The 22,045-nt window shown below is 71.6% G+C and carries 19 protein-coding genes; 9 read left to right on the forward strand and 10 right to left on the reverse strand.

Annotation, left to right across the window (positions count from 1 at the left end; translation table 11 throughout):
• Nucleotides 1-11: 11 nt before the first annotated feature.
• Together OG867_RS22835 and OG867_RS22840 are read right to left on the reverse strand one after the other, a co-directional pair.
• Nucleotides 12-203, reverse strand: coding sequence for a hypothetical protein (locus OG867_RS22835; RefSeq protein WP_161208140.1), 192 nt, complete (start codon nucleotides 201-203; stop codon nucleotides 12-14).
• A gap of 105 nt (nucleotides 204-308) precedes the next feature.
• Entirely contained in the window at nucleotides 309-890 is a 582-nt protein-coding gene (locus OG867_RS22840; RefSeq protein WP_406287959.1) for a GNAT family N-acetyltransferase, read from the reverse strand.
• Between the two features lie 248 nt (nucleotides 891-1,138).
• Here OG867_RS22840 and OG867_RS22845 point away from each other — a divergent pair, with 248 nt between their 5' ends.
• Nucleotides 1,139-3,217 (forward strand): alkaline phosphatase family protein, encoded by a 2,079-nt coding sequence (locus OG867_RS22845; RefSeq protein WP_406287962.1) that lies wholly within the window; start codon nucleotides 1,139-1,141, stop codon nucleotides 3,215-3,217.
• Nucleotides 3,218-3,257: 40 nt separating this feature from the next.
• Here OG867_RS22845 and OG867_RS22850 read toward each other — a convergent pair whose 3' ends face one another.
• Together OG867_RS22850 and OG867_RS22855 are read right to left on the reverse strand one after the other, a co-directional pair.
• On the reverse strand, nucleotides 3,258-6,992 hold the full coding sequence (locus OG867_RS22850) for a S8 family peptidase (protein ID WP_406287964.1): 3,735 nt from the start codon (nucleotides 6,990-6,992) through the stop codon (nucleotides 3,258-3,260).
• 74 nt (nucleotides 6,993-7,066) lie between these two features.
• Entirely contained in the window at nucleotides 7,067-7,906 is an 840-nt protein-coding gene (locus tag OG867_RS22855; protein WP_406287966.1) for a serine hydrolase domain-containing protein, read from the reverse strand.
• Between the two features lie 91 nt (nucleotides 7,907-7,997).
• On the opposite strand from OG867_RS22855, the gene OG867_RS22860 reads away from it, so the two are divergent.
• From OG867_RS22860 to OG867_RS22870, 3 genes are read left to right on the forward strand one after another with little or no spacing between them, the layout of a single operon-like run.
• Nucleotides 7,998-8,459, forward strand: a complete 462-nt coding sequence (locus tag OG867_RS22860) for a MerR family transcriptional regulator (protein ID WP_328900044.1) — start codon at nucleotides 7,998-8,000, stop codon at nucleotides 8,457-8,459.
• Nucleotides 8,459-9,475 carry an aldo/keto reductase gene (locus tag OG867_RS22865; protein WP_406287968.1) on the forward strand — a complete coding sequence of 339 codons (1,017 nt, stop codon included), beginning with the start codon at nucleotides 8,459-8,461 and terminating at the stop codon, nucleotides 9,473-9,475. Before OG867_RS22860 ends, OG867_RS22865 begins: the two co-directional genes overlap by 1 nt.
• A 45-nt stretch (nucleotides 9,476-9,520) precedes the next feature.
• Complete coding sequence (locus OG867_RS22870) at nucleotides 9,521-9,967, forward strand: VOC family protein (RefSeq protein ID WP_406287970.1); 447 nt, start codon at nucleotides 9,521-9,523, stop codon at nucleotides 9,965-9,967.
• An 18-nt stretch (nucleotides 9,968-9,985) separates the two neighbouring features.
• Here the strand turns inward: OG867_RS22870 and OG867_RS22875 are convergent, their stop codons facing one another.
• From OG867_RS22875 to OG867_RS22895, 5 genes are all read right to left on the reverse strand, one after another.
• The gene (locus OG867_RS22875) at nucleotides 9,986-11,032 is read right to left on the reverse strand and encodes an alpha/beta hydrolase (RefSeq protein WP_406287972.1); all 1,047 of its coding nucleotides are present in this window, start codon (nucleotides 11,030-11,032) and stop codon (nucleotides 9,986-9,988) included.
• A 145-nt stretch (nucleotides 11,033-11,177) separates the two neighbouring features.
• Nucleotides 11,178-11,861 carry a response regulator transcription factor gene (locus tag OG867_RS22880; RefSeq protein WP_328900040.1) on the reverse strand — a complete coding sequence of 228 codons (684 nt, stop codon included), beginning with the start codon at nucleotides 11,859-11,861 and terminating at the stop codon, nucleotides 11,178-11,180.
• 13 nt (nucleotides 11,862-11,874) lie between these two features.
• Nucleotides 11,875-13,104, reverse strand: coding sequence for a sensor histidine kinase (locus tag OG867_RS22885; protein WP_406287974.1), 1,230 nt, complete (start codon nucleotides 13,102-13,104; stop codon nucleotides 11,875-11,877).
• A 23-nt stretch (nucleotides 13,105-13,127) separates the two neighbouring features.
• Nucleotides 13,128-14,066 carry a DUF4429 domain-containing protein gene (locus OG867_RS22890; protein WP_406287976.1) on the reverse strand — a complete coding sequence of 313 codons (939 nt, stop codon included), beginning with the start codon at nucleotides 14,064-14,066 and terminating at the stop codon, nucleotides 13,128-13,130.
• Between the two features lie 87 nt (nucleotides 14,067-14,153).
• The gene (locus OG867_RS22895; RefSeq protein WP_406287978.1) at nucleotides 14,154-15,365 is read right to left on the reverse strand and encodes an alpha/beta hydrolase; all 1,212 of its coding nucleotides are present in this window, start codon (nucleotides 15,363-15,365) and stop codon (nucleotides 14,154-14,156) included.
• 313 nt (nucleotides 15,366-15,678) lie between these two features.
• On the opposite strand from OG867_RS22895, the gene OG867_RS22900 reads away from it, so the two are divergent.
• Nucleotides 15,679-16,059, forward strand: a complete 381-nt coding sequence (locus tag OG867_RS22900) for a peptidase inhibitor family I36 protein (protein WP_328900036.1) — start codon at nucleotides 15,679-15,681, stop codon at nucleotides 16,057-16,059.
• An 80-nt stretch (nucleotides 16,060-16,139) separates the two neighbouring features.
• Here OG867_RS22900 and aceE read toward each other — a convergent pair whose 3' ends face one another.
• On the reverse strand, nucleotides 16,140-18,881 hold the full coding sequence (gene aceE, locus OG867_RS22905) for a pyruvate dehydrogenase (acetyl-transferring), homodimeric type (RefSeq protein WP_406287980.1): 2,742 nt from the start codon (nucleotides 18,879-18,881) through the stop codon (nucleotides 16,140-16,142).
• Between the two features lie 539 nt (nucleotides 18,882-19,420).
• Here aceE and OG867_RS22910 point away from each other — a divergent pair.
• From OG867_RS22910 to OG867_RS22925, 4 genes are all read left to right on the forward strand, one after another.
• The gene (locus OG867_RS22910; protein ID WP_328900034.1) at nucleotides 19,421-19,858 is read left to right on the forward strand and encodes a DUF3052 domain-containing protein; all 438 of its coding nucleotides are present in this window, start codon (nucleotides 19,421-19,423) and stop codon (nucleotides 19,856-19,858) included.
• 229 nt (nucleotides 19,859-20,087) lie between these two features.
• The gene (locus OG867_RS22915) at nucleotides 20,088-20,546 is read left to right on the forward strand and encodes a peroxiredoxin (protein WP_406287984.1); all 459 of its coding nucleotides are present in this window, start codon (nucleotides 20,088-20,090) and stop codon (nucleotides 20,544-20,546) included.
• Between the two features lie 149 nt (nucleotides 20,547-20,695).
• Nucleotides 20,696-21,271, forward strand: a complete 576-nt coding sequence (locus OG867_RS22920; protein WP_026171553.1) for a TerD family protein — start codon at nucleotides 20,696-20,698, stop codon at nucleotides 21,269-21,271.
• A gap of 159 nt (nucleotides 21,272-21,430) precedes the next feature.
• Entirely contained in the window at nucleotides 21,431-22,006 is a 576-nt protein-coding gene (locus OG867_RS22925; protein ID WP_018103347.1) for a TerD family protein, read from the forward strand.
• Nucleotides 22,007-22,045 lie beyond the last annotated feature (39 nt).

The following is a 22,045-nucleotide window of genomic DNA, read 5'->3' on the forward strand; positions in this document are numbered from 1 at the left end:
CCGGCCCCGCGTCAGCGGGCGTGGTGCCGGTCGAACTGCTGCCGCGGGATCTCACTCAGCCGCACCGCCGACGGACGCCGACGGCTCCGGCCGCTGCTCCGGCCGGGAAACGCGTTGCGCCGCGCGGGCACCTTCGGGGCCAGGGCCACGAAGGCGAGCGGGGCGAGGACCGCGACGAGGATCAGCACGATGACGACGTTCATGTTCCTGCCTTCCGTCCGGTACTGATGGCCTTTCACTACTTGTCGTAACCGGAATTCGGCCCCGTAAACACGAGGGGTGACGGAGATCGCGATTGCGAGGGCGGGCTACCGCCGCCACATCGACCACATCGGCGGCCCCGACCGGAACGTCATCTCCTCGCGGACCTCGAAGCCGTGGCGGCGGTAGAACGTGAGGTTGCGGCTGTTGCTCGACTCCAGGAAGACCGGGCGGCCGTCCGCGTCCGCCCGGTCCAGCAGGCCGCCGAGGACCACCGAGCCGCGTCCCGTACCGCGTGCGTCGGCGCGGGTGCCGATGTACTCGACGTACCAGTGCGCGGGACGGGCCGGGTGCCGGTGCTCCAGGGCGAGCAACCGACCGGCGGTACGGGGGAGTTGGGTGCGGGCCGCCCGCAGCAGTGTGCCCGCGTTGCGCAGCAGGTAGGCCGCCGGGAGCTTCCACGCGCCGGGCTCCGCCCAGACGGCCGCCACCGTGCGGTGCCGGTCCGTCCACACCCGGCCCGCCGGGGCCTGCTGCGCCAGGTGCGCGGTGAACAGCAGCCGCAGCCGCCGGTCCCGGTCCCGGGGCATCAGCCAGGACCAGACCGGGTCCTCGGCGTACGCGTCGGCCAGGACGCCCGCGAGCGCGGGGACGTCGGACGCGGTGGCGCGGACTATGTCGTCGGTCATGGGCGGGGAGCGTAGCGGCCGTCCGTGACCGACGGCCAGGGTCCCGGCAAGACCGGCGGACCGGCCATCGGGGCGCGATTTTCGGCTATCACCGTGCGGGATCTCGACTGCATGTCGGGGCCATGTAAATCTGCCGGTGCCTCAGGAATACGTCCGCGGTTCGCCCGCCGTTCGTACCGGCGGCCTAGTTTTCGCAGGCGCGCAGACGTCCCTCCCCCTTGTGAACCACTCTCCCCCAGAGGTGCCCGATGACCCTTCAGACCAGCGAGATCCCCTGCCCGGACACCGAAGCCGATGACACCGGTGAGCTCACCAACGAGATGCGTATCAGCCGCCGCCGGATGTTGCAGACGGCCGCCGTCTCGCTCGGCGCCCTCGCCGCGGGGCCGGTGGCCGAGGCGGTCGGCGGGGCCCAGGCCGAGGCGGCCGAATACCGCCTGCCCAGAGGCTTCAAGGGCGATATCTCCGACCTGAAGCACGTGGTGATCCTGATGCAGGAGAACCGTTCCTTCGACCACTACCTCGGCCAGCTGAAGGGGGTGCGCGGCCACGACGACAAGCAGGTCCTGACCTTCCAGGACGGCACCAGCGTCTTCCAGCAGCGCGACGCCGCCGGCGCCATCGTGACGCCCGCCGTCTCCACCGCCACCTGGAGCGACAAGCACAACTTCTACGGTGCCAACGGCGGGCGCTGGGACACCTGGGTGCAGGACAAGGGCGACCACTGCATGTGGTACTACACGCCCGACTACATGCCGTGGATGTACTCGCTCGCCTCCCAGTACACCGTCTGCGACATGAACTTCTGCTCGCTGCACGGGCCCACCATCCCCAACCGCTACTACCTGATGAGCGGCACGGCGGGCGGCGAGACCACCAACGCGGGCCAGAACGACTACACCCGCCGCTGGACCACCGTCCCCGAACAGCTCCAGCAGGCGGGCATCGACTGGCGGGTCTACTCCGACAACAGCGGCAACGGCGTCGGCAAGAGCCTCCAGAGCGGCTACGTCGGCGAGTACGGCTGCAACGTCACCAACAGCTTCGCCGCCTTCGACCCCCGCACCACCGACCCGGCCGAGCTCGAACCGGGCACCGGCCGGGTCTGGAAGGCCAACTCCTTCGTCTACGCGGGCGCCACCACGCCCAACGACGACTCCGACGCCAATCTGGACGCCGTCCTGCGCGACCTGATCGCCGCCTGCGAGCCGGGCGCCGAGCACCCGCTGCCCGAGGTGTCCTGGGTGGTCATGCCCGCGGCCTGGAGCGAGCACCCGGGCTTCGACACGGTGCACGGCGAGCGGTACATGAACAAGGTGCTGAAGACCCTCCAGAGCAACGAGGACATCTGGAACCACACCCTGGTGATCATCACGTACGACGAGAACGACGGGAAGTTCGACCACGTCCTGCCGCCGCGCCCGGAGGCGGGCACCCCCGGCGAGTTCTCCGGCACCACCCCGTACGGCTTCGGGCCCCGCGTCCCGATGGTGCTGGTCTCCCCGTGGACGCGCGGCGGCTACGTCGCCTCGGAGGTCTTCGACCACACCTCGACCGTGAAGTTCCTGGAGACCTGGGCCGCGCATCTGGGCAAGCCGTTCACCTGCCCGAACATCACCCCGTGGCGCCGGTCCATCGCCGGGGACCTGACCAGCGCCATCGACTTCGCGCACCCGCGCCCCGGCCCGGTCGTCATCGCCGACCCGGTCACCGGCACCCCGCCGAGGCCGCCCCGCGACCGGATGGAGCCGCGCGGGCTCTCCTACCACCCGCACGCCGTGCTCACCGAGGACCGGGCCGCCGGAACGGTGACCGCCGCCATGACGCTCACCGGCGGTCCGGAGGGGAAGGCGGTGAGCCTCCAGGTCTTCCCCGACCGGTACCTCCCGTTCGAGAACATCCCGCACACGGTGAGCGCGGCGACCCCCCGCCCGTACACCTGGGACACGACCGCCACCGACGGCAGGTACGCCTTCTCGGTGTACGGCCCCGACGGGTTCCTGCGCTCCTTCGCCGGGCAGCTGCTCCCCGAGGACGCGAGCACGCGCCACATCGGCCTGCCCCGCGTCGAGCCGCGGCTGGTCCGGGGTTGGCGTCCGGTGGTCCGCCTGGGGCTGCACAACGACGGCCGCCACCCGGTCCGCTACACCCTGAAGGCCCACGACTACGCGGGCGGCACCCGCAAGGTCACCGTCCCCGGAGGCCACTCCGCGGTCGTGGACTGGCCCACCGAGCACGGCTACTACGACGTGATCCTCACGGCCGACACCGGCACCGGCTGGACCCAGCGGTACGCGGGCCGGGTGGCGACGGTGAACGACCACTGACGGAAGGGGCGGGCCCCGGCCGGGGACCCGCCCCCCGGCGCTACTTCAGGCCGAACGCCCGGATGACGTCCTGGCTGACCTCCAGCCCGTCCGGCCCCTGGGCGGTGGCCCGCAACGACACCCAGCCGCCCCGCTGACGCGGAGTGTCGAGGGTCGTCCGCCACGTCCCGTCGCCGGACCGCTTCAGCGCGACGGGCCGCCAGGTCTTCCCGTCGTCGTACGACACCTGGAGTGTGGCCGCGGTCGCCTTGGCACCGCTGGTGTAGCTGGAGGAGCTGAGCCCCAACGGCACCCGGCTGCCCGCGCGGACCTGGCCGAGGAGGTCGGTGTCGACGTCGTAGCCGAGGTCGAGGACCGGGATCTCCTCCTTGGGCGTGCCCTGCGGCGGGGCCTTCGAGCGGAACGTCCAGGTGGTGTCCGTGGCGGTGGAACCGGCCCAGGTGCCGTTGTCCCGGTCCGCCTTCAGCGAGAGCGTGAACTCCTGCTCGGCGGCCTGGAGACCGGTGGACCAGCCCGCGTAGGCGCCCTTGGCCACCACCGTGTCACCCTGCCGCAGTTCGGAGGCCGCGGTGCCGCCCGGCGACCGCGCGATGTGACCGTCCGAGCCGCCGGACCAGGCCGGTACGTTCCATGAAATGCCGTTGCTGGTACGGCTCGGCCGCCACAACCCCTCTCCGAAACGAGGCGCGTTGACCGGCTTGAACCAGTCACCGGGGTAGCGCTCGCCCGCCGTGTACGTCTGCCCCGGGGCGACCTCCAGGATGGAGTCGGCGCCGAGCGTGCTCAGGGTGAAGCGGTGATCCTCGTTCCACACCCCGAGCCCGGTGGGCGCGGGCGTGAGGTAGTCGGTGCGCGTGGCGGGGTAGCCCTCCTTCTGCGAACCGCCGACGCCCTGGCCCCAGGCCGGGGAGAAGATGCGGTGGCCGGTGCCCTCCCGCGTTCCGGCTTCCTTGCGGAGCGCGTAGAACGACGTGTCCACACGCGCGAGTTGGCCGGTGCCGGGGCGGTAGACCAGGTCCCGGTCCGGGATCGAGCCCTGCTGGTACTGGAGCAGGTCGTACTGATACTCCGGGTAGCTGTGCTCGTCCAGGCTCAGGACGCCGAAGCCGGTCCTCGCCTCCTTGATCAGGCGCGCCCCGTCCGCGCTGCCCGTACTCGCCAGCGTCAGACCGTGGTTGTCGCCGTACGCCTCGTACAGCCGCCCCGGCCGGTCCCCGAGGGTGATCAGCATGGCCGCGCCCGCGTCGGCGGCGGCCCGCGCCCGCTCGTCGGGGCTCGACGTGCCCCGGTCCACGATGACCGCGCGGCCCTTCGCGCGCAGCCGGGCGTAGTCGGCGGGGGTGCCTGCGCCCGCGTAGACGGTCCGCAGCAGCCGGAAGCCGTCGTGGTGGGCGGTGTTGTCCTGCCCGGCCAGCTCGACGGAGTGGCCGGTGAGTGTGGTGGCGTCGAGGGACTTCTGCCGCAACTGCCAGTGCACCATGAGGTCCTGGACGCCGCCCTCGGTCTGCGCGGTGGGTGAGACGTACAGCTCCGTGTACGCCCTGTCCAGGACGAACGCCGAACCGATGGCACCCCCGCCCGCGAGGCTGCGCCGGTACTGGATGACCGTCTGCCCGTTCTCCGTCTCGCGCGGCGCGGTGGCGCGTACCCGGTGGGCCCTCGTGGCGTCGAGGCGCGCCGTCGCGTCGCTGTGGCCGGGGCCGACGACGACGTCCGGGGCGACGAGCACGGCCATGCCCAGCGCGTCCGGATCGTCACCGTTCACGTCCAGGAAGCCGAAGGCGCTGTAGGTGCGCGCGGGGAGGCGCAGCGTGGTCTTCCCATAGACCTCCACGAAAGCGGGCACCGGGTTGCCTGGGAAGGTCAGCGCGACCGTGCCGGTGGCGGGCTTCCCGTCCCGGCCGGTCAGCTCGATGGTGTAGTCGTACGCCTCGGGCTCCTTGAACAGGGCGTACGCCGTGTGCGCGACGGCATCCCCGGTCGCCCGGTCGGTCGCGGTGACCACGCCGGACAACAGGGTCGACGGCGTGGACACGGGCAGCCCGGCCGGGTCGAGCCGCACCGACACCTCGGCGGTGCCGCCCGCCGGGACGGTCACCGACGCGTCGGACAGTGCGACGGTCGAGCCGGTGGTGTCCGTCTTCAGGTCGAGGGTGACGGCTGCGGTCCCCGTGTTGCGGTACGTGATCGTGCGGTCGACCGGTGCCGCGTCCGCGTTCGGCCACTTGAAGGCCGCGGTGGGCACTGACCCGGGCGCCTCGATCGTGGACTCCACGGCCGCGGTCACGTCCATGCGGCCGGTGCCCTGCTGGTACGGCGTCAGGCCGTCGAGCTTCTTCGACGTGGACATCAGCGCGTTCTTGACCCGGTTCGCGTCCCAGTCCGGGTGGGCCTGGTGCAGGATCGCGGCACCGCCCGCCACGTGCGGCGTGGCCATCGAGGTGCCGCTCATCGACTGGTACATCGACGCGCCCTCCGCCGGGTGCGCGGCCGCCGCGCTGATGCCGACTCCCGGCGCGGAGATGTCCGGCTTGAGAGCGTACGAGCGCGCCACCGGCCCCTGGCTGGAGAAGCCCGCCCGGGCATCGCGCTGGTCGACCGCGCCCACGGTGAGCGCGGCGGCCGCGGCCCCCGGCGAACCGATCGTGCCCACCGAGATGTTGTTCCCGGCGGCGACCACGAACAGCGGGCCGCCGTCGGCGGACAGCCGGTCCACGGCCTGCGAGAGCGGGTCCGTCCCGTCGGACGCGCTGTTGGTGCCCAGGCTCATCGACACCACGTCGACGCCCTGCTCCTTCGCCCACTCCATCCCGGCGAGGATTCCGGACTCGCTGCCCTCACCCGCGTTGGACAGCACCTTGCCGACGTACAGCCTCGCGCCCGGGGCGACGCCCTTCTCCTTGCCGCCGGAGGCCGCTCCCGACCCGGCGATCGTGGACGCCACATGCGTACCGTGGCCGTGCCGGTCGTCGGCGGTCTCACCCGGTACGAAGCTCTTCTCGGCGGCCACCGCGTCCTTGAGGTCCGGGTGGGTGGCGTCGATCCCGGTGTCCAGGACGGCCACCTTGCTGCCCGTCCCGTCGAAACCCTTCGCCCACGCCTCGGGCGCGCGCACCTGGGCGACGGAGTCGCTGAGTGCCGCCTCCACCTTGGCGTCGAGCCACAGCTTGCCGATGCCGCTGCCCGCGTCGAAGCCGCGTGCCTTCGCCGGGGCGGTGGGGGTGGTGTCCGGGGCGATGTCCTTCCAGAAGGCGCGCCCGTGCCCGGCGTCGGCCTTCATCGCCGTGGCGTCGACCTTGTCGAAGCGGCGCACCTTCGAGGTCCCGTCCGGCGCGGCCGGCGGTTCGGCGGTGCGGCCCTTCGGCGCGGTGGCTATCACCGGGATGCCGCCGGAGCGGGCGTCGTCGTAGCCCATGGCCACCAGACCGGTGACGTTGAACAACTCCGCGTCCAGCTTCCCCGAGGCGATGAGCCCCATCGCCTCGGTCGGGATCACATAGGTGTGATGGCCGTAGCTCTGCACGCTCACGCCGCCGCGGGCACCCGGGGCCCGGTCGACGGTGACGTCGTCCTGGTCACCGGGCCGGTCCGTGTAGTGGACCACGTCCCCGGTGACCAGGGTGATGTCGTGGGCGGCCTGCCCGGCCGCCGCCGGGCCCGCCGTCGCCGTGCCGTGCGCGGAGGCCGGAGGGGAGACCAGCAGCGCGCCGCTGAGCGCCAGCGCGGTCGCGGTCGCCGCCGGAAGATACCGGAGTCTGTGTCTGGGTCGCGTCATGGAGGGGGTCTGCGCGGCCGCGGACCCCGGCAATCACGGTCCCGGTGGCGGGACTGCGTCATGGCGTGAGCTCGTCAAAAAGACGGACTGTCCCCCGGTCGGCCCGCCAGCTCCGCCAGCACCGCGTCCGTGAACGGCGGCCACACCTCGGCCGCCCACGGGCCGAAGGGCCGGTCGGTGAGCGCGACGCAGGCCGCGCCCGCCGCCGGGTCGACCCAGAGGAAGGTGCCCGACTGCCCGAAGTGGCCGAAGGTCGCGGGGGAGGAGGAGGCCCCGGTCCAGTGCGGGGACTTGGAGTCGCGGATCTCGAAGCCCAGGCCCCAGTCGTTGGGGTTCTGGTGGCCGTAGCCGGGAAGGACGCCCTTCAGGCCCGGGTGGACCACGGTCTGCGCGGCGAGCACCGTGCGCGGGTCGAGGAGGCGGGGGGCCTGCACCTCGGCGGCGAAGCGCGCGAGGTCGGCGACCGTGGAGACGCCGTCCTTGGCGGGGGAACCGTCCAGGGTGGTCGCGGTCATCCCGAGCGGTTCCAGGACCGCCTGTCGAACGTATTCCGGGAACGGGATCTCGGTGGCCTTCGCGATGTGGTCGCCCAGCACCTCGAAGCCCGCGTTGGAGTAGAGGCGCCGGTTGCCGGGCGGGGCCATCGCCCGGTGCTCGTCGAAGGCGAGGCCGCTGGTGTGGGCGAGGAGGTGGCGCACGGTCGAGCCCTCGGGGCCCGCCGGTTCGTCCAGCTCCACGGCGCCCTCCTCGTACGCCACCAGCGCCGCGTACGCCGCGAGCGGTTTGGTGACGGAGGCGAGCGGGAAGCGGTGCGCGGTCGGGCCGTGCGTACCGGCGACCGTGCCGTCCGCTCGTACGACGGCCGCCGCGGCGGTGGGGACGGGCCAGTTCTCGATCATCGCCAGGCTCTGCATGCGTACGAGAGTAGATTCCAGGTCCCGCCTGTCGGAAACCGCACCCGGCCCTGCTTGCTTCGAGTGCACTCCAACGTCATAGCGTGGAGGCATGACGGTGATGGAGAGCACTTCGACCCGGGCCGATATCTGCGCCTCCGCCCCCTCGGCGCACCCGCGCCCCGACGGGCAGGACCGCTACACGATCAGCGAGGTCGCCGCGTTCACCGGCCTGACCGCCCACACCCTGCGCTGGTACGAGCGGATCGGGCTCATGCCGCACGTGGACCGGTCGCACACCGGCCAGCGCCGCTTCAGCAACCGGGACCTCGACTGGCTCGCCTTCGTCACCAAGCTGCGGCTGACCGGGATGCCGGTCGCCCACATGGTCCGGTACGCCGAGCTCATACGCGAGGGCGACCACACCTTCGAGGAACGGCAGGAGCTGCTGGAGGCGACCCGCCGCGACGTGAGGACGCGGATCGCGGAGCTCCAGGACACCCTGGCCGTGCTGGACTACAAGATCGACTTCTATGCGGGCGCCCGTCGGGCGCCGGAAGGGCCCAGTGCCTGATGACCGACAACAAGATCGCCACCGTCGAACTCGGCCGGGGCGGCCCCCGGGTCGGGGTCCAGGGCCTCGGCTGCATGGGCATCAGCGAGTTCTACGGCGACACCGACGAGGTTTCGGCCCGCGAGACGCTGGAAACGGCGCTGACGGCGGGCGTCACCCTCTTCGACACCGCCGACATCTACGGCAGCGGCGCCAACGAGACCTTCCTCGCGCCGTTCGTCGGGGCGCACCGCGACGAGATCACCCTCGCCACGAAGTTCGGCATCGAGCGGCGCGAGGACGACCCCGACTACCGGGGGATCAACAACAGCCCCGCGTACATCCGCAAGGCCGTCGAGGCGAGCCTGCGCCGCCTGAACACCGACGTCATCGACCTCTACTACATGCACCGCCACGACACCGCCGTCCCGTTCGCGGAGTCCGTCGGCGCCATGGCCGAGCTGGTCCGGGCGGGCAAGGTCAAGCAGCTCGGGCTCAGCGAGGTCACCGGCTCCGAACTGCGCGAGGCGCACGCCGTGCACCCGATCGCCGCCCTCCAGTCCGAGTGGTCCCTCTTCAGCCGGGACGTCGAGCGCAGCGCGGTGGCCGCCGCCGCCGAGCTGGGCGTCACGGTCGTGCCGTACTCGCCGCTGGGCCGGGGCTTCCTCACCGGGTCCTTCGCGGACGCGGGCAAGGAGCTGTCCCAGGGCGACTTCCGCGCCTCGCAGCCCCGGATGACCGGCGAGAACGCGAAGACCAACGCGGCGCTCCTGGAGCCCGTCCACAAGATCGCCGCCGCCCACGGGGCGACCGCCGGGCAGGTCGCGCTGGCCTGGGTGCAGCAGCGCGCCCAGGTCCACGGCATCACCGTCGTCCCGATCCCGGGCACCCGCAAGAGCCACCGCCTCCTGGAGAACACGGGCGCCACCCGCCTCACGCTCACCGACGACGAGCTGGCCCTCCTCGAACCGATCGCCGGGCAGGTCGCGGGCGACCGCTACCAGGACATGAGCCTGACCTCCCTCGCGCGCGAGTAGCGCGGAGTAGCGTCCGTACGGGGAAGCGACAGAGGAGGCAGCCGCATGGCGATCAAGCGGATGGACAACGTCGGCATCGTGGTCGAGGACCTGGACGCGGCCGTCGCGTTCTTCCGGGAACTCGGCATGGAGCTGGAGGGCAAGGGCGAGGTCCAGGGCGGCTTCGCCGACCAGTGCACGGGCCTCGAAGGCACCCACTGCGAGATCGCCATGCTCCGGACCCCGGACGGGCACAGCCGCCTGGAGCTGGCGCGATACCTCAGCCCCGCGCTGATCGACGCCCCGCGCGACCGGCCGCACAACGTGCTCGGCACGCACCGCGTCATGTTCGCCGTGGACGACATCGAGGACACCGTGGCCCGGCTGCGCCCTCTCGGCGGCGAAGTCGTCGGCTCCATCGCCCGGTTCGAGGACAGCTACCTGCTCTGCTACCTGCGCGGCCCGGACGGCGTCATCGTCGGGTTGGCGGAGGAACTGGGCGGGAAGGGCTGACCGGCGGATCCTCGCGGGTCAGGCGTACGCGCCTTCGGCGATCGCCGTGAACGCGCTCAGCGACTCGGTGCCCGGCGCGAAGTAGCCCGTGTGCCCCTCCGCGTCGTCCGCGGGTACCCGGCGGGCGCCGAACCCCGGCGACGCGGGGTCCGCGCCGTGGCCGAGCCCGGCGAACTCGACGTGCGGGACCTTGCCGATCCAGTCGCCGGGGTCCTTCGCCGCCCACACCCGTGCCCCGGTGCGCAGACCGGCCACGCTGTCCGCGCGCATCCCGGGCGAGCCGAGCACCACCAGGTCGGCGACGCGCAGCCGGTGCGCGGCCAGGCCGCAGACGACCGAGCCGTAGCTGTGGCAGAACACCGCGGTGACGGGCACCCCGGCGGCCGTCAGCCCGTCCGTGAACCGGGTCAGCCGCGCGGAACCGGCCTCCGCCAGCGTCCCCCGCGCGGCGTCGAGCCCGAGGCCCACCGGGGTGGTGTACCCGGCCCAGGCGATCACGGCGGTGCCCGGGCCCGTACGGGCGTACAGCGACCTCGCCATGCCGGCCGGGGTGCCGTACACGTCGGTCGTACGGTCGAAGGTTCCGGCGTCGATGTCGGACCCGGGCACCACCACGGACACCCGCCGGGCGGCCGTCAGGTCGCCGAAGACCTCCGCGACCTGGCCCCGGCCGCGCGGGTCGAACGCCAGGAAGCGGCGGGCCGGGTCCTCGGCGAGGCGGGCGTAGCGGGGGTCGTGCGAGGCGTGCAGGGCAAGGGCGTTGGCCCGGTAGCGCAGTTCTACGGGGGCACCGTCGAGGTTGCCGACGACGAGCGGATGCCTTGCGGCCAGGGCCTGTTGCTCGGTGTCCGTGAGACTCGCGAAGAACCGGGCCGCCTCGGCGGGTGAGTCCCGCTCCGGGTCGGGCAGCTCGCGGCCCAGCGTGTGGTCGGCCCGCCAGGACGCCGTGCCCGGCGGCGGGCCCGTGACCGCCTGCTGGGCGTTGCCCGACACCCAGCCCGCCGTCCCCGATGCCACGGTGACCGCCAGCGCGGCCGCGACCAGGGTCCTCGCGTAACGCCGCATCCGCCCCGACCTCCCTCTTCGGCCCAACCGGCCGGTCCCCGCACGCCGTTCGGCGCGACGGGAGGAAGGTAGGAACGCGGTGGGTGCGCGGGCGTCACACCGGGGAGCCAACCGCCGTGTGATACCCGGGTAGGGGGCGGGTGGGTCAGGCGGAGCCGGGGACGACGAGCCCCGCCTCGTACGCGAAGATCACCGCCTGCGCCCGGTCCCGGAGGGACAGCTTCGCCAGGACGCGCCCGATGTGCGTCTTCACCGTCTGCTCGGCGAGCACCAGCTTCCCGGCGATCTCCTGGTTCGACAGGCCGCGCGCGATGAGCTCCAGGACCTCCGTCTCGCGTGGCGTCAGCCCGTTGAGCCGCAGCGCCGCCCCGCCCCGGGCCGCCGCAGACGGCCCCTGCTTCGCGAAGTCGGCGATCAGACGGCGCGTCACGGACGGCGCGAGCAGCGCGTCGCCCGCCGCCACCACCCGGACCGCCGCGATCAGGTCGGCCGGAGGCGCGTCCTTCAGCAGGAAGCCGGACGCCCCGGCCCGCAGCGCCTCGTACACGTAGTCGTCCACGTCGAACGTGGTCAGCATCAGCACCCTGGGCACATGGACCACGCCCGGTGGCGGTTCCAGCAGTGCGCGGGCCGCCGCGAGGCCGTCCATCTCGGGCATCCGGACGTCCATCAGGACCACGTCCGGGTGGACCCGGCGGCTGACCTCGACGCCCTGGCGCCCGTCCGGCGCCTCACCGACCACGTCGATGTCCGCCTGCGCCGCCAGCAGGGCCGCGAAACCCGCCCGCACCATGGCCTGGTCGTCGACGATGATCACACGGATGGGCACGGTTCCTCCGGACTCAGGGGGCGTCGTCGGGCCCGGCCGGGGACAGCGGCAGCCGCGCGGCGACCCGGAACCCCCCGTCCGGCAGCGGCCCGGCGTCCAGTGAGCCGCCCGTCAACCGTACGCGCTCCCGCATCCCGACCAGACCGTGGCCCGTTCCCGCCGACTCCAGCGGCGAAACCGGTTGTTCCGGCGGACTGTTGACGACGAGCACCGTCAACTGCTCCCCGTCCGAGGTGACCGAGACCCGCGTCCGGGCCCCTGATGCGTGCCGGACCACGTTCGCCAGCGCCTCTTGAACGATCCGGTACGCAGACAAGTCAACGGCCGGCGGTACGTCACCCAGATAGGCGGCCAGAGACAGTTCGGCCGGAAGCCCCGCCCGTACCGTCGCCTCCACCAGCTGCTGCAAGCGGCCGATCCCGGGCTGCGGGGCCCGCTCGCCCTCCGCACCGTCTCCGCGCAGCACCACGAGCAGCCGCCGCATCTCGGCCAGCGACTCCCGCGCGCTCGCCGCGATCGTCCCGAACTCCTCGCGCGCCGCCTCGGGCAGATCCGGCAGCCGGTAGGGCGCGGAGTCCGCCTGGACGGTGATCACGGACATGTGGTGGGCGACCACGTCGTGCAGCTCCCGGGCGATCCTGGCCCGTTCCTCCAACAGCGTCCGCCGGGCGCGCTCCGCCTCGCTGACGGTCTCCTGCTCGGCGAGCCGACGCTGCGCGACGCGTCGTTCCCGTACCGCCGCGCCGATCACCAGCACCACGGCCGCGAACAGGGGCAGCAACAGCGCGGAGCCGTTGCTGCGGTCCACGCGGACCAGATGGAGGATGAGGCTCGCCGCCCCGGTCGCCAGCCAGACGGCGACGAGCACCCGCCTGGACCTGCGCAGGGCCAGCGCGAGCAGCAGGAAGAGGTAGGCGATCAGCGGCGCGGGCGGCCACGGCCACACGTCGTACGCGCGGGCCGGCTTCCCGAGGAGCACCAGCGCGCCCGCGATGTCCGCCGGGAAGACGATCCACCAGGCCCACAGCGGCCGCCGCGCCAGCATCAGCAGCGGCGCGGCCTGGGTGACGGCGAGGGTGAGGGCAGCCCCGATGTCGAGGCCGTACTGATCGCGGAGGTTGGCCAGGGTGACGGGGAGGAAGAGCACCGTCAGGGCGACGGCGGCGGCCTGCGGCAGGAAGCTCGTCCAATGCCGCGAACCGGAGGCGTGCGCGGGGGCGGGAGCGGGTATCGGCTCGGTCATCTCGGGCGGCTGCCGGCGGCCGGTTACAGCTCGGCCAGGAGCTGCGCCTTCTTGGCGCTGAACTCCTCGTCGGTCACCAGGCCCGCCCGGTGCAGCTCCCCGAGGTGGTGGATGCGCTCCGCGATGTCGGCCGGATCGCGCCGGGCGGCGGCGGTGAGGGGAGCGGCGGCCGGGGGCGCGGACTGCTTCCTGCGTACGGATTCGAGGACGGCCGCCGCGAAGGGCAGCGACTCGTGGACCGGGCCGTAGCCGAGCCCGAAGATCACCGCCGCGGGGTCCTGGTCCGCCCGGGCGGGCCGGGGTATCACCGGCTGCACGCCAGTGGCCGTCCCGCCCGTCGCGGGACCGCTGAGCCCTCCGGAGGCGTGGACCACGGCGTCCGAGCCCTTGGGCAGCAGCCGCAGGTAGCCCTCCAGGCCCTCCGGCGAGCGCCACTCGACCCCGCACAGATCCGTGACCGGGAACGTCTGGTCGCCGGCCTTCCACTTCTCCGACGAGGCGCCCGTCCAGAACCAGCGGAACGAGATCCGCTCACCGTCGAAGCCGGCCCGCCCGTCGTACGCCTTGAACTGCATCGGGGCCTCGGGGGCCGCGACCAGGAAACGGTCCGCGGGCTCGCCCGCGTCCGCGCCGAGGCAGGCCCGCAGCTCGTCCGCGTAGTACTCGGCCAGCGTCTCGCGGGCGGCCGGGAGCACCAGCCGGTACGGGTCGCAGCCGTCCTTGAGCTGCCCGGCGGCGGCTTCGAGGAGCGGATCGGCCCCGGGGCGCGGGACGGCACGCAGCACCACCGTGCCCCGCTTGCCCGGGGCCAGCGTCACCGACGACAGCGCCGCGTGCGGGACGCGGCGCTCGCGGAGGCTCTGGAGGAGTCTCGGCGTGCGGATACCCCGTTCGTAGCGGATGAGCACGGAGTCGGCGTCGAACTCCCAGGTGGCATGAATTCCGGCCAGCACATCACCCATGCGCCTCATCGTATGCGGCACTTGCCCGCCCCGTCCCCTCTCGGAGTCGACCGCTTCCGGAGGCCGGACGCGGTGTCTCTACGCGCGTCAGGCTGTCGAGTTGGCGTACACCCCGTCGTTGCAGGTGCTGTCGGCCGGTGCGCAGGTCACCGATGTGTACGCGCCAACTCCGATCGCGGCGAAGTTGTCCAGGCTCTCGGTGCCCGGCTCGAAGTAACCGCCGTGGCCGACCGCCCTGTCCGCCGAGACGACCCGGGCGCCGAAGTCGTGGTCCACCGGATCCGCGCCGTGTCCGAGACCCCCGAACTCCAGGTTCGGCACGTCCTCGATCCAGTCGCCGCTGTCCCGCATCGCCCACACGTGCGCCCGGGTGTGCAGCTGCCCGGCGCTGTCCGCCCGCATGCCGGGGCTGCCGGCCACCGCGATGTCCTCGACCCGGCCGGGCAGCCTGCCCGCGGCGACCCCGCACAGGACGGAGCCGTAGCTGTGGCAGAACAGCGAGACGGGCGCCGGTCCCGGGAGGGCCCGGACGAGCGCGTCGAGCCGGACCGCCCCGCGCTCGGCGAGGTTGCCGAGGGCGGCGTCCATGCCGATGCCGACGGGCGTCGTGTAGTCGGCCCAGGCGATGACGGCGGTGCGCGCCTCGGGGCTCGCGGCGCGCTCGGCGGCGTACAGCGACTTGGCCATGCCGACGGGCGCGGCGTTGGTCTTGGGCCCGGTGCGTTCCAGCGTCAGCAGATTCGTGTCGACGCCGGGCACGACGAGCGAGATGCGCCGGGCCCGGTCCAGGTCGCCGAACACCTCGGCGGCGAGCCCGCGTCCCGACGGGTCGAACGCCAGGAAGTGGCGGTCCCGGGCGAGCATCGACCGGAACCGGTCCAGGCGGTGCTGGGCCTCGGCGCGGCCGGACGCGGAGAGTCTGGTGTCGTGGACGCGTTTGCGCTCGACCGCGCTCGCCTGCCCGATCGCCCGCCGGTTCGCGCGGTAACGGGTGGTGACCGGGGCGCCGTTGAGGTTCCCCACGACGAGCGGATACCGGTCGGCGAGGTGGGCGCGCTGCGCCGGGGTCAGCGTGGCGAAGAAGTGCGCCAGCTTGTACGGCGGGGTGTCGGCGTCCGGCAGCGGCTGTCCCGCTATCGACCCCTTGGCCCAGGCGGCCAGCGCGAGCGCGCGCGAGTCGCCGGAACGCTGGTGGTGCACGGCGGTCCAGCCGGTCGTCGCGAGCATCACGAAGACGACCGCGACGGCGAGCAGGGCGCGCCAGGCGGTGAGCGTGGGAGAGGAGTCGAAGGAAGTCACTCCGGACCACCCTAGGAGACGGGTGGAGCCGGTTCGGGAGCAGGGTGACGTACATCACCCGACTGTGCGGAAGGACACGGTGATTGCCTCACCCTGCGTGCGGCCTTGCGGCACGCTCCGCGCCTTTCGCGTCAACTCTGTGCGGGTCGTCACCTTTCGGAGTGGATCTGACCTCCAACCCTTCCGATTACTCTCCGTAACGGCGCAGGGTGGGTGCCGGGAGATCCACACCGGTGGACGACCCACATCAGCCAGTTCCGTCACATCGGCGGTTCCGGCACGGCAGTTTCATCATCACGGGGGTTCGACTCGCATGCGTACGACCGTTGCCGCGGCCTTTCTGGCCGTCACCGCCCTGTTCCTGCTCGCGCCCACCGGGACCACCGCGCCCGCCGAGGCCGCGCCCGTCTCCCTGGGGGCCTGCGCGAGCGGGCAGCTCTGCCTCTGGTCCAAGCCCGACTTCACCGGCGCCCGGCAGACCCATGAGCTGTCCACCATCGACATCGAGAGCTGCGTCCCGCTGAAACCCGGCACCACCGCCCAGGCCCTCGCCAACCGCACCGGCCGGCCCGTCACCACTTACCAGTCCGCCGAGTGCGCCGAGACCGGCGAGTTCGAGACGTACCCGGGTGGCGGCACCTGGCTGCCCCGCTCGCCGTACCAGGTGCGCGCCTTCAAGGTGTGGGAAAACTGAGCGGATCCGGACGCGCCGCGGGGCGGCGGAACCCTTCCCGGGTCCCACCGCCCCGCACCGGGCCGGTCTCCGCGCCCGCGTTACGCGTCGCCGCCCGCGGCCCCCGGATCGGCCGAGGCCACGTCCAGCAGCTCGTAGCGGTCGACCGCCGTCTTCAGCGCCGACCGGTCGATCTTCCCCTCTTTCGCCAGCTCCGTGAGCACCCCGAGCACGATCGACTGCGCGTCGATGTGGAAGTACCGCCGCGCCGCGCCCCGCGTGTCCGCGAACCCGAACCCGTCCGCGCCCAGCGACTGGTACGCACCGGGCACCCAGCGGGCGATCTGGTCCGGCACGGACCGCATCCAGTCGGACACCGCCACGAACGGCCCCTGCGCCCCGGACAGCTTGCGCGTCACGTACGGGACGCGCTGCTCCTCCTCCGGGTGCAGCAGGTTGTAGCGCTCCACGTCCACGGCCTCGCGCCGCAGCTCGTTCCAGGAGGTCGCCGACCAGACGTCCGCCTTCACGTTCCACTCGTCGGCGAGGATGCGCTGCGCCTCGACCGCCCACGGCACCGCCACACCGGACGCCAGGATCTGGGCCGGGATCTCGCCCTTCTCGCCGCTGCTGTAGCGGTAGACGCCCTTCAGGATGCCCTCGACGTCGACATCGGCGGGCTCCGCCGGGTGCTGGATCGGCTCGTTGTAGACGGTGAGGTAGTAGAAGACGTCCTCGTTCTCCTCGGGCGCCCCGCCGTACATCCGGCGCAGGCCGTCCTGCACGATGTGCGCGATCTCGTACCCGAACGCCGGGTCGTAGGCCACGCAGGCCGGGTTGGTCGACGCCAGCAGCTGCGAGTGCCCGTCGGCGTGCTGGAGCCCCTCGCCGGTCAGCGTCGTCCGGCCGGCGGTCGCGCCCAGCACGAATCCGCGCGCCAGCTGGTCCGCCATCTGCCAGAACTGGTCACCGGTGCGCTGGAAGCCGAACATCGAGTAGAAGACGTACACCGGGATCAGCGGCTCGCCGTGCGTGGCGTAGGCGGAGCCCGCGGCGATCAGCGAGGCCGTGCAGCCCGCCTCCGAGATGCCGTCGTGCAGCATCTGCCCGGTCGGCGACTCCTTGTACGCGAGCAGCAGATCGCGGTCCACCGACTCGTACTGCTGCCCGAGCGGGTTGTAGATCTTCGCGCTCGGGAAGAAGGCGTCCATGCCGAACGTGCGGTACTCGTCGGGCGCGATCAGCACGAAGCGCTTGCCGATCTCCTTGTCCCGCATGAGGTCCTTCAGGATGCGGACGAACGCCATGGTGGTGGCGATCGACTGCTGCCCCGAGCCCTTCTTCGCCGCCGCGTACGTCTTGTCCTCGGGCAGCGGCAGGGGCTTCGCGCGCACCACGCGGGTCGGGACGTAACCGCCCAGGCCCTTGCGGCGGTCGTGCATGTACTGGATCTCCTCCGAGCCGCGGCCCGGGTGGTAGTACGGCGGGTTGCCGTCCTCCAGCTCCTTGTCCGCGATCGGGATGTGCAGCCGGTCCCGGAACCGCTTCAGGTCCTCGGCGGTGAGCTTCTTCATCTGGTGGGTCGCGTTGCGGCCCTCGAAGTTCGGCCCGAGCGTCCAGCCCTTGACCGTCTGCGCCAGGATCACCGTCGGCTGGCCCCTGTGGGCCTTGGCCGCCGCATAGGCCGCGTACACCTTGCGGTGGTCGTGACCGCCGCGCCCCAGGTGCAGGATCTGCTGGTCGGACATGTCCTTGACCATCTCGCGCAGCCTCGGGTCGTCCCCGAAGAAGTGCTCCCGGATGTACGCGCCGGTCTCCGTGGCGTACGTCTGGAACTGCCCGTCCGGCGTCGTGTTCAGCTTGTTGACCAGGATGCCCGTGCGGTCCTGCGCCAGCAGCGGGTCCCAGGACCGGTCCCAGACCAGCTTGATCACGTTCCACCCGGCGCCCCGGAACTGGGACTCCAGCTCCTGGATGACCTTGCCGTTGCCGCGTACCGGACCGTCGAGGCGCTGGAGGTTGCAGTTGACGACGAAGGTCAGGTTGTCCAGGCCCTCGCGGGCGGCGATGGACAGCTGCCCGAGCGACTCCGGCTCGTCCATCTCGCCGTCGCCGAGATACGCCCACACATGCGAGCCCGAGGTGTCGGCGAGGCCGCGCGCCTCCATGTAGCGGTTCATCCGCGCCTGGTAGATCGCGCCGAGCGGGCCGAGGCCCATCGACACCGTCGGGAACTCCCAGAAGTCCGGCATCAGCCGCGGGTGCGGATAGCTGGACAGCCCGTTCGGCGCCTTCGACTTCTCCTGGCGGAACGCGTCCAGCTGCGCCTCGCTCAGCCGGTCCAGCAGGAAGGCGCGGGCGTAGATCCCGGGCGAGGCGTGTCCCTGGAAGAAGATCTGGTCGCCGCCCAGACCGTCGTCCTTGCCGCGGAAGAAGTGGTTGAAGCCGACGTCGTACAACGAGGCGGAGGAGGCGAACGTGGCGATGTGACCGCCCACGCCGATCCCCGGGCGCTGGGCGCGCGAGACCATCACGGCCGCGTTCCAGCGGGTCGCGTTAAGGATCTTGCGCTCGATCTCCTCGTCGCCGGGGAAGAACGGCTCGTCCTTCGTGGCGATCGTGTTGACGTAGTCCGTGCTGCGCATCTCCGGCACGGCGACGCGCTTCTCGCGCGCTCGCTCGATGAGCCGGAGCATGAGGTAGCGGGCCCGCTCACGGCCTCGCTCGTCGACGGCGGCGTCGAGGGAGTCGAGCCATTCCTGGGTCTCTTCGGGATCAAAATCCGGGACCTGACTCGGAAGGCCGCCAATGATGATCGGGTTGCGATCGGATCCGGAAGCCACGCTGTTCCTTCGCTGTTCGGTGCTGCGCTTCGGGGCCTGTTGCGGGAGTCCTGCCCCCGGGCATGAGGATGTGTACGCCATCCCCATCGTGTACCGCTGAATCGCGTACGTCATCTCTACCGAGAGGTAACCGCGCACGCGTCCCCGGCAGGGTTCCGCCGGGGCGGATGGACGGCCTCCGAGTGGGTATCGGTGCAGGCAGAAGGTGTCGGACAGGATGGGGCAGGCAGGATGAGAGGGGACGAAACGCAACCATACGCCCAAGGCGTGCAAGTGTTCCCAAAAGCTGCTCGGCTCCGAATGCCGGACCGAAACGGCATAAGCTGTCCAAGGACGTAGGACGCGACAGGAGTGGAGGAGGACGCGGGCTCTCGCAGGGAGGCTGCCTGAAGGACGGCGACGTGACAGGAAACGTCACCGTTTAGGCGGTCTCGTACGCTGGGTACTTGCGCGATCCGCCGCTCCCGTGTGGACTACGGCCAACGCCCCGCGCACGCGCGTGGCTGAAGCATTTTCCGAACATGATCAGGAGGCAACCCGTGAGCGCGACCGCGGACCACGCGGAGGAGCGGACCAACCCGGCGGCACGCCTGGGGTTCGAGCCCGGACAGGTGGTCCAGGAGATCGGCTACGACGACGACGTCGAGCTGGAGCTCCGTGAGGGCATTGAGGCCATTACCGGCCAGGATCTCGTCGACGAGGACTACGACGACGTCGCTGACGTCGTCCTGCTGTGGTTCCGCGACGAGGACGGCGACCTTACGGACGCGCTGGTGGATGCCATTGGTCTGCTCGAGGACGGCGGCGTGGTCTGGCTGATGACGCCGAAGACCGGCCGCGACGGATACGTCGAGCCGAGCGACATCAACGAGGCCGCCCAGACCGCCGGGCTCGCCCAGACCAAGAGTGTCAACGCGGGCAAGGACTGGTCGGGAAGCCGCCTCGTCACGCCCAAAGCGGCCAAGGCCAAGCGCTGACCCCACCAACCCCTGAAGGCCCCCGACGGCATCGCGCCGGCCGGGGGCCTTCGTACATCCGCCTCGCTCATCCGACGCCTCGCACATGCGTGTCCCGGTTGGTCGGTGGCTTGATCCGCCCGTGGGCGGGAAGCTTTCCCGGGTGCCGCACGGGGGCCCGGGGGGTCTGCGTAGGGTGGGGGTCACCCGGACGGCCCAGCCCGGTGACGTAGCGAAGGGACGCGTTTTCATGGCGATCGAGGTCGGCACCCAGGCCCCGGATTTCGAGCTGAAGGACAACCACGGCCGGACCGTGAAGCTCTCCGATTTCCGCGGTGCGAAGAACGTGGTGCTGCTGTTCTACCCGTTCGCCTTCACGGGCGTCTGCACGGGCGAGCTGTGCGCGCTCCGCGACGAGCTGCCCACCTTCGAGAACGACGACACGCAGCTGCTCGCCGTGTCCAACGACTCGATCCACACCCTGCGCGTCTTCGCCGAGCAGGAGGGCCTGGAGTACCCGCTGCTCTCCGACTTCTGGCCGCACGGCGAGACCTCGCGGGCCTACGGCGTCTTCGACGAGGAGAAGGGCTGCGCGGTGCGCGGCACCTTCATCATCGACAAGGAGGGCGTGGTGCGCTGGACGGTCGTCAACGGCCTGCCCGACGCGCGCGACCTCAACGACTACATCAAGGCGCTCGGCACCCTCTGATCCGGCTCCGGGCGGATCGCGGGCCGAACCGGGGCGGAAAGCCTGTTTCGGCCGGGAACCGGTCACTAGGATCCACTCGTTGATCGGATGTCAATACGACGTGGAGGCGCCGGCACCGGCCGGCCCCCAAGAAACCAATGGGAGGACTCGTGGGAGTCAGCCTCAGCAAGGGCGGCAACGTCTCGCTGACCAAGGCCGCGCCCAACCTGACCGCGGTCATCGTGGGTCTTGGCTGGGACGCCCGTACCACCACCGGCGGGGACTTCGACCTCGACGCCAGTGCTCTGCTGACGAACGCCGAGGGCAAGGTCGCCAACGACGGCAACTTCGTCTTCTTCAACAACCTCAAGAGCCCCGACGGCTCCGTCGAGCACACCGGTGACAACCTCACCGGTGAGGGCGAGGGCGACGACGAGGTCATCAACGTCAACCTGGCCACGGTCCCGGCCGACGTCGACAAGATCGTCTTCCCGGTCTCGATCTACGAGGCCGAGACCCGCCAGCAGAGCTTCGGCCAGGTCCGCAACGCGTACATCCGCGTCGTCAACCAGGCCGACAACAGCGAGCTCGCGCGCTACGACCTGTCCGAGGACGCCTCGACCGAGACCGCCATGGTCTTCGGCGAGCTGTACCGCAACGGCGCGGAGTGGAAGTTCCGCGCCATCGGCCAGGGGTACGCCTCCGGTCTGCGCGGCATCGCGCAGGACTTCGGCGTCAACGTCTGACCTGCCCGGGGCCCCGGCCCCGGCACCAGCATTTCCGTCCGGCGCCGCACCACGTGCGGCGCCGGACGCGCTCGACGGACAGTTCCTCCGGCCCGCACGGGTTCGGCCGGCGGCTCCGTCCGGTACAAAGACGGTTCATAGACTCGGGGAGGACACACCATGGGCGTCACGCTCGCCAAGGGAGGCAATGTCTCCCTCTCCAAGGCCGCACCCAATCTCACCCAGGTGCTGGTCGGGCTCGGCTGGGACGCACGATCCACGACGGGGGCCGACTTCGACCTGGACGCCAGCGCGCTGCTGTGCCAGTCGGGCCGGGTCCTCGGCGACGAGTGGTTCGTGTTCTACAACAACCTCACGAGCCCCGACGGTTCCGTGGAGCACACCGGTGACAACCTCACGGGTGAGGGCGAGGGCGACGACGAGTCGATCATCGTGAACCTCACGCAGGTGCCGGCCCATTGCGACAAGATCGTCTTTCCGGTGTCGATTCACGAGGCCGACAATCGCGGCCAGACATTCGGCCAGGTCAGCAACGCGTTCATCCGCGTCGTCAATCAGGCGGACGGCCAGGAACTCGCGCGCTACGACCTCACCGAGGACGCCTCCACGGAGACCGCGATGATCTTCGGCGAGCTCTACCGCTACAACGGCGAGTGGAAGTTCCGTGCAGTTGGTCAGGGGTACGCATCGGGGCTCCGGGGCATCGCTCTAGACTTCGGGGTCAACGTTTCGTAAAGCCGCGCACGGCGCGGGGGAGCCCCGTGCACATCGGGG

Source organism: Streptomyces sp. NBC_00209, assembly GCF_045206345.1.
Classification (GTDB): domain Bacteria; phylum Actinomycetota; class Actinomycetes; order Streptomycetales; family Streptomycetaceae; genus Streptomyces.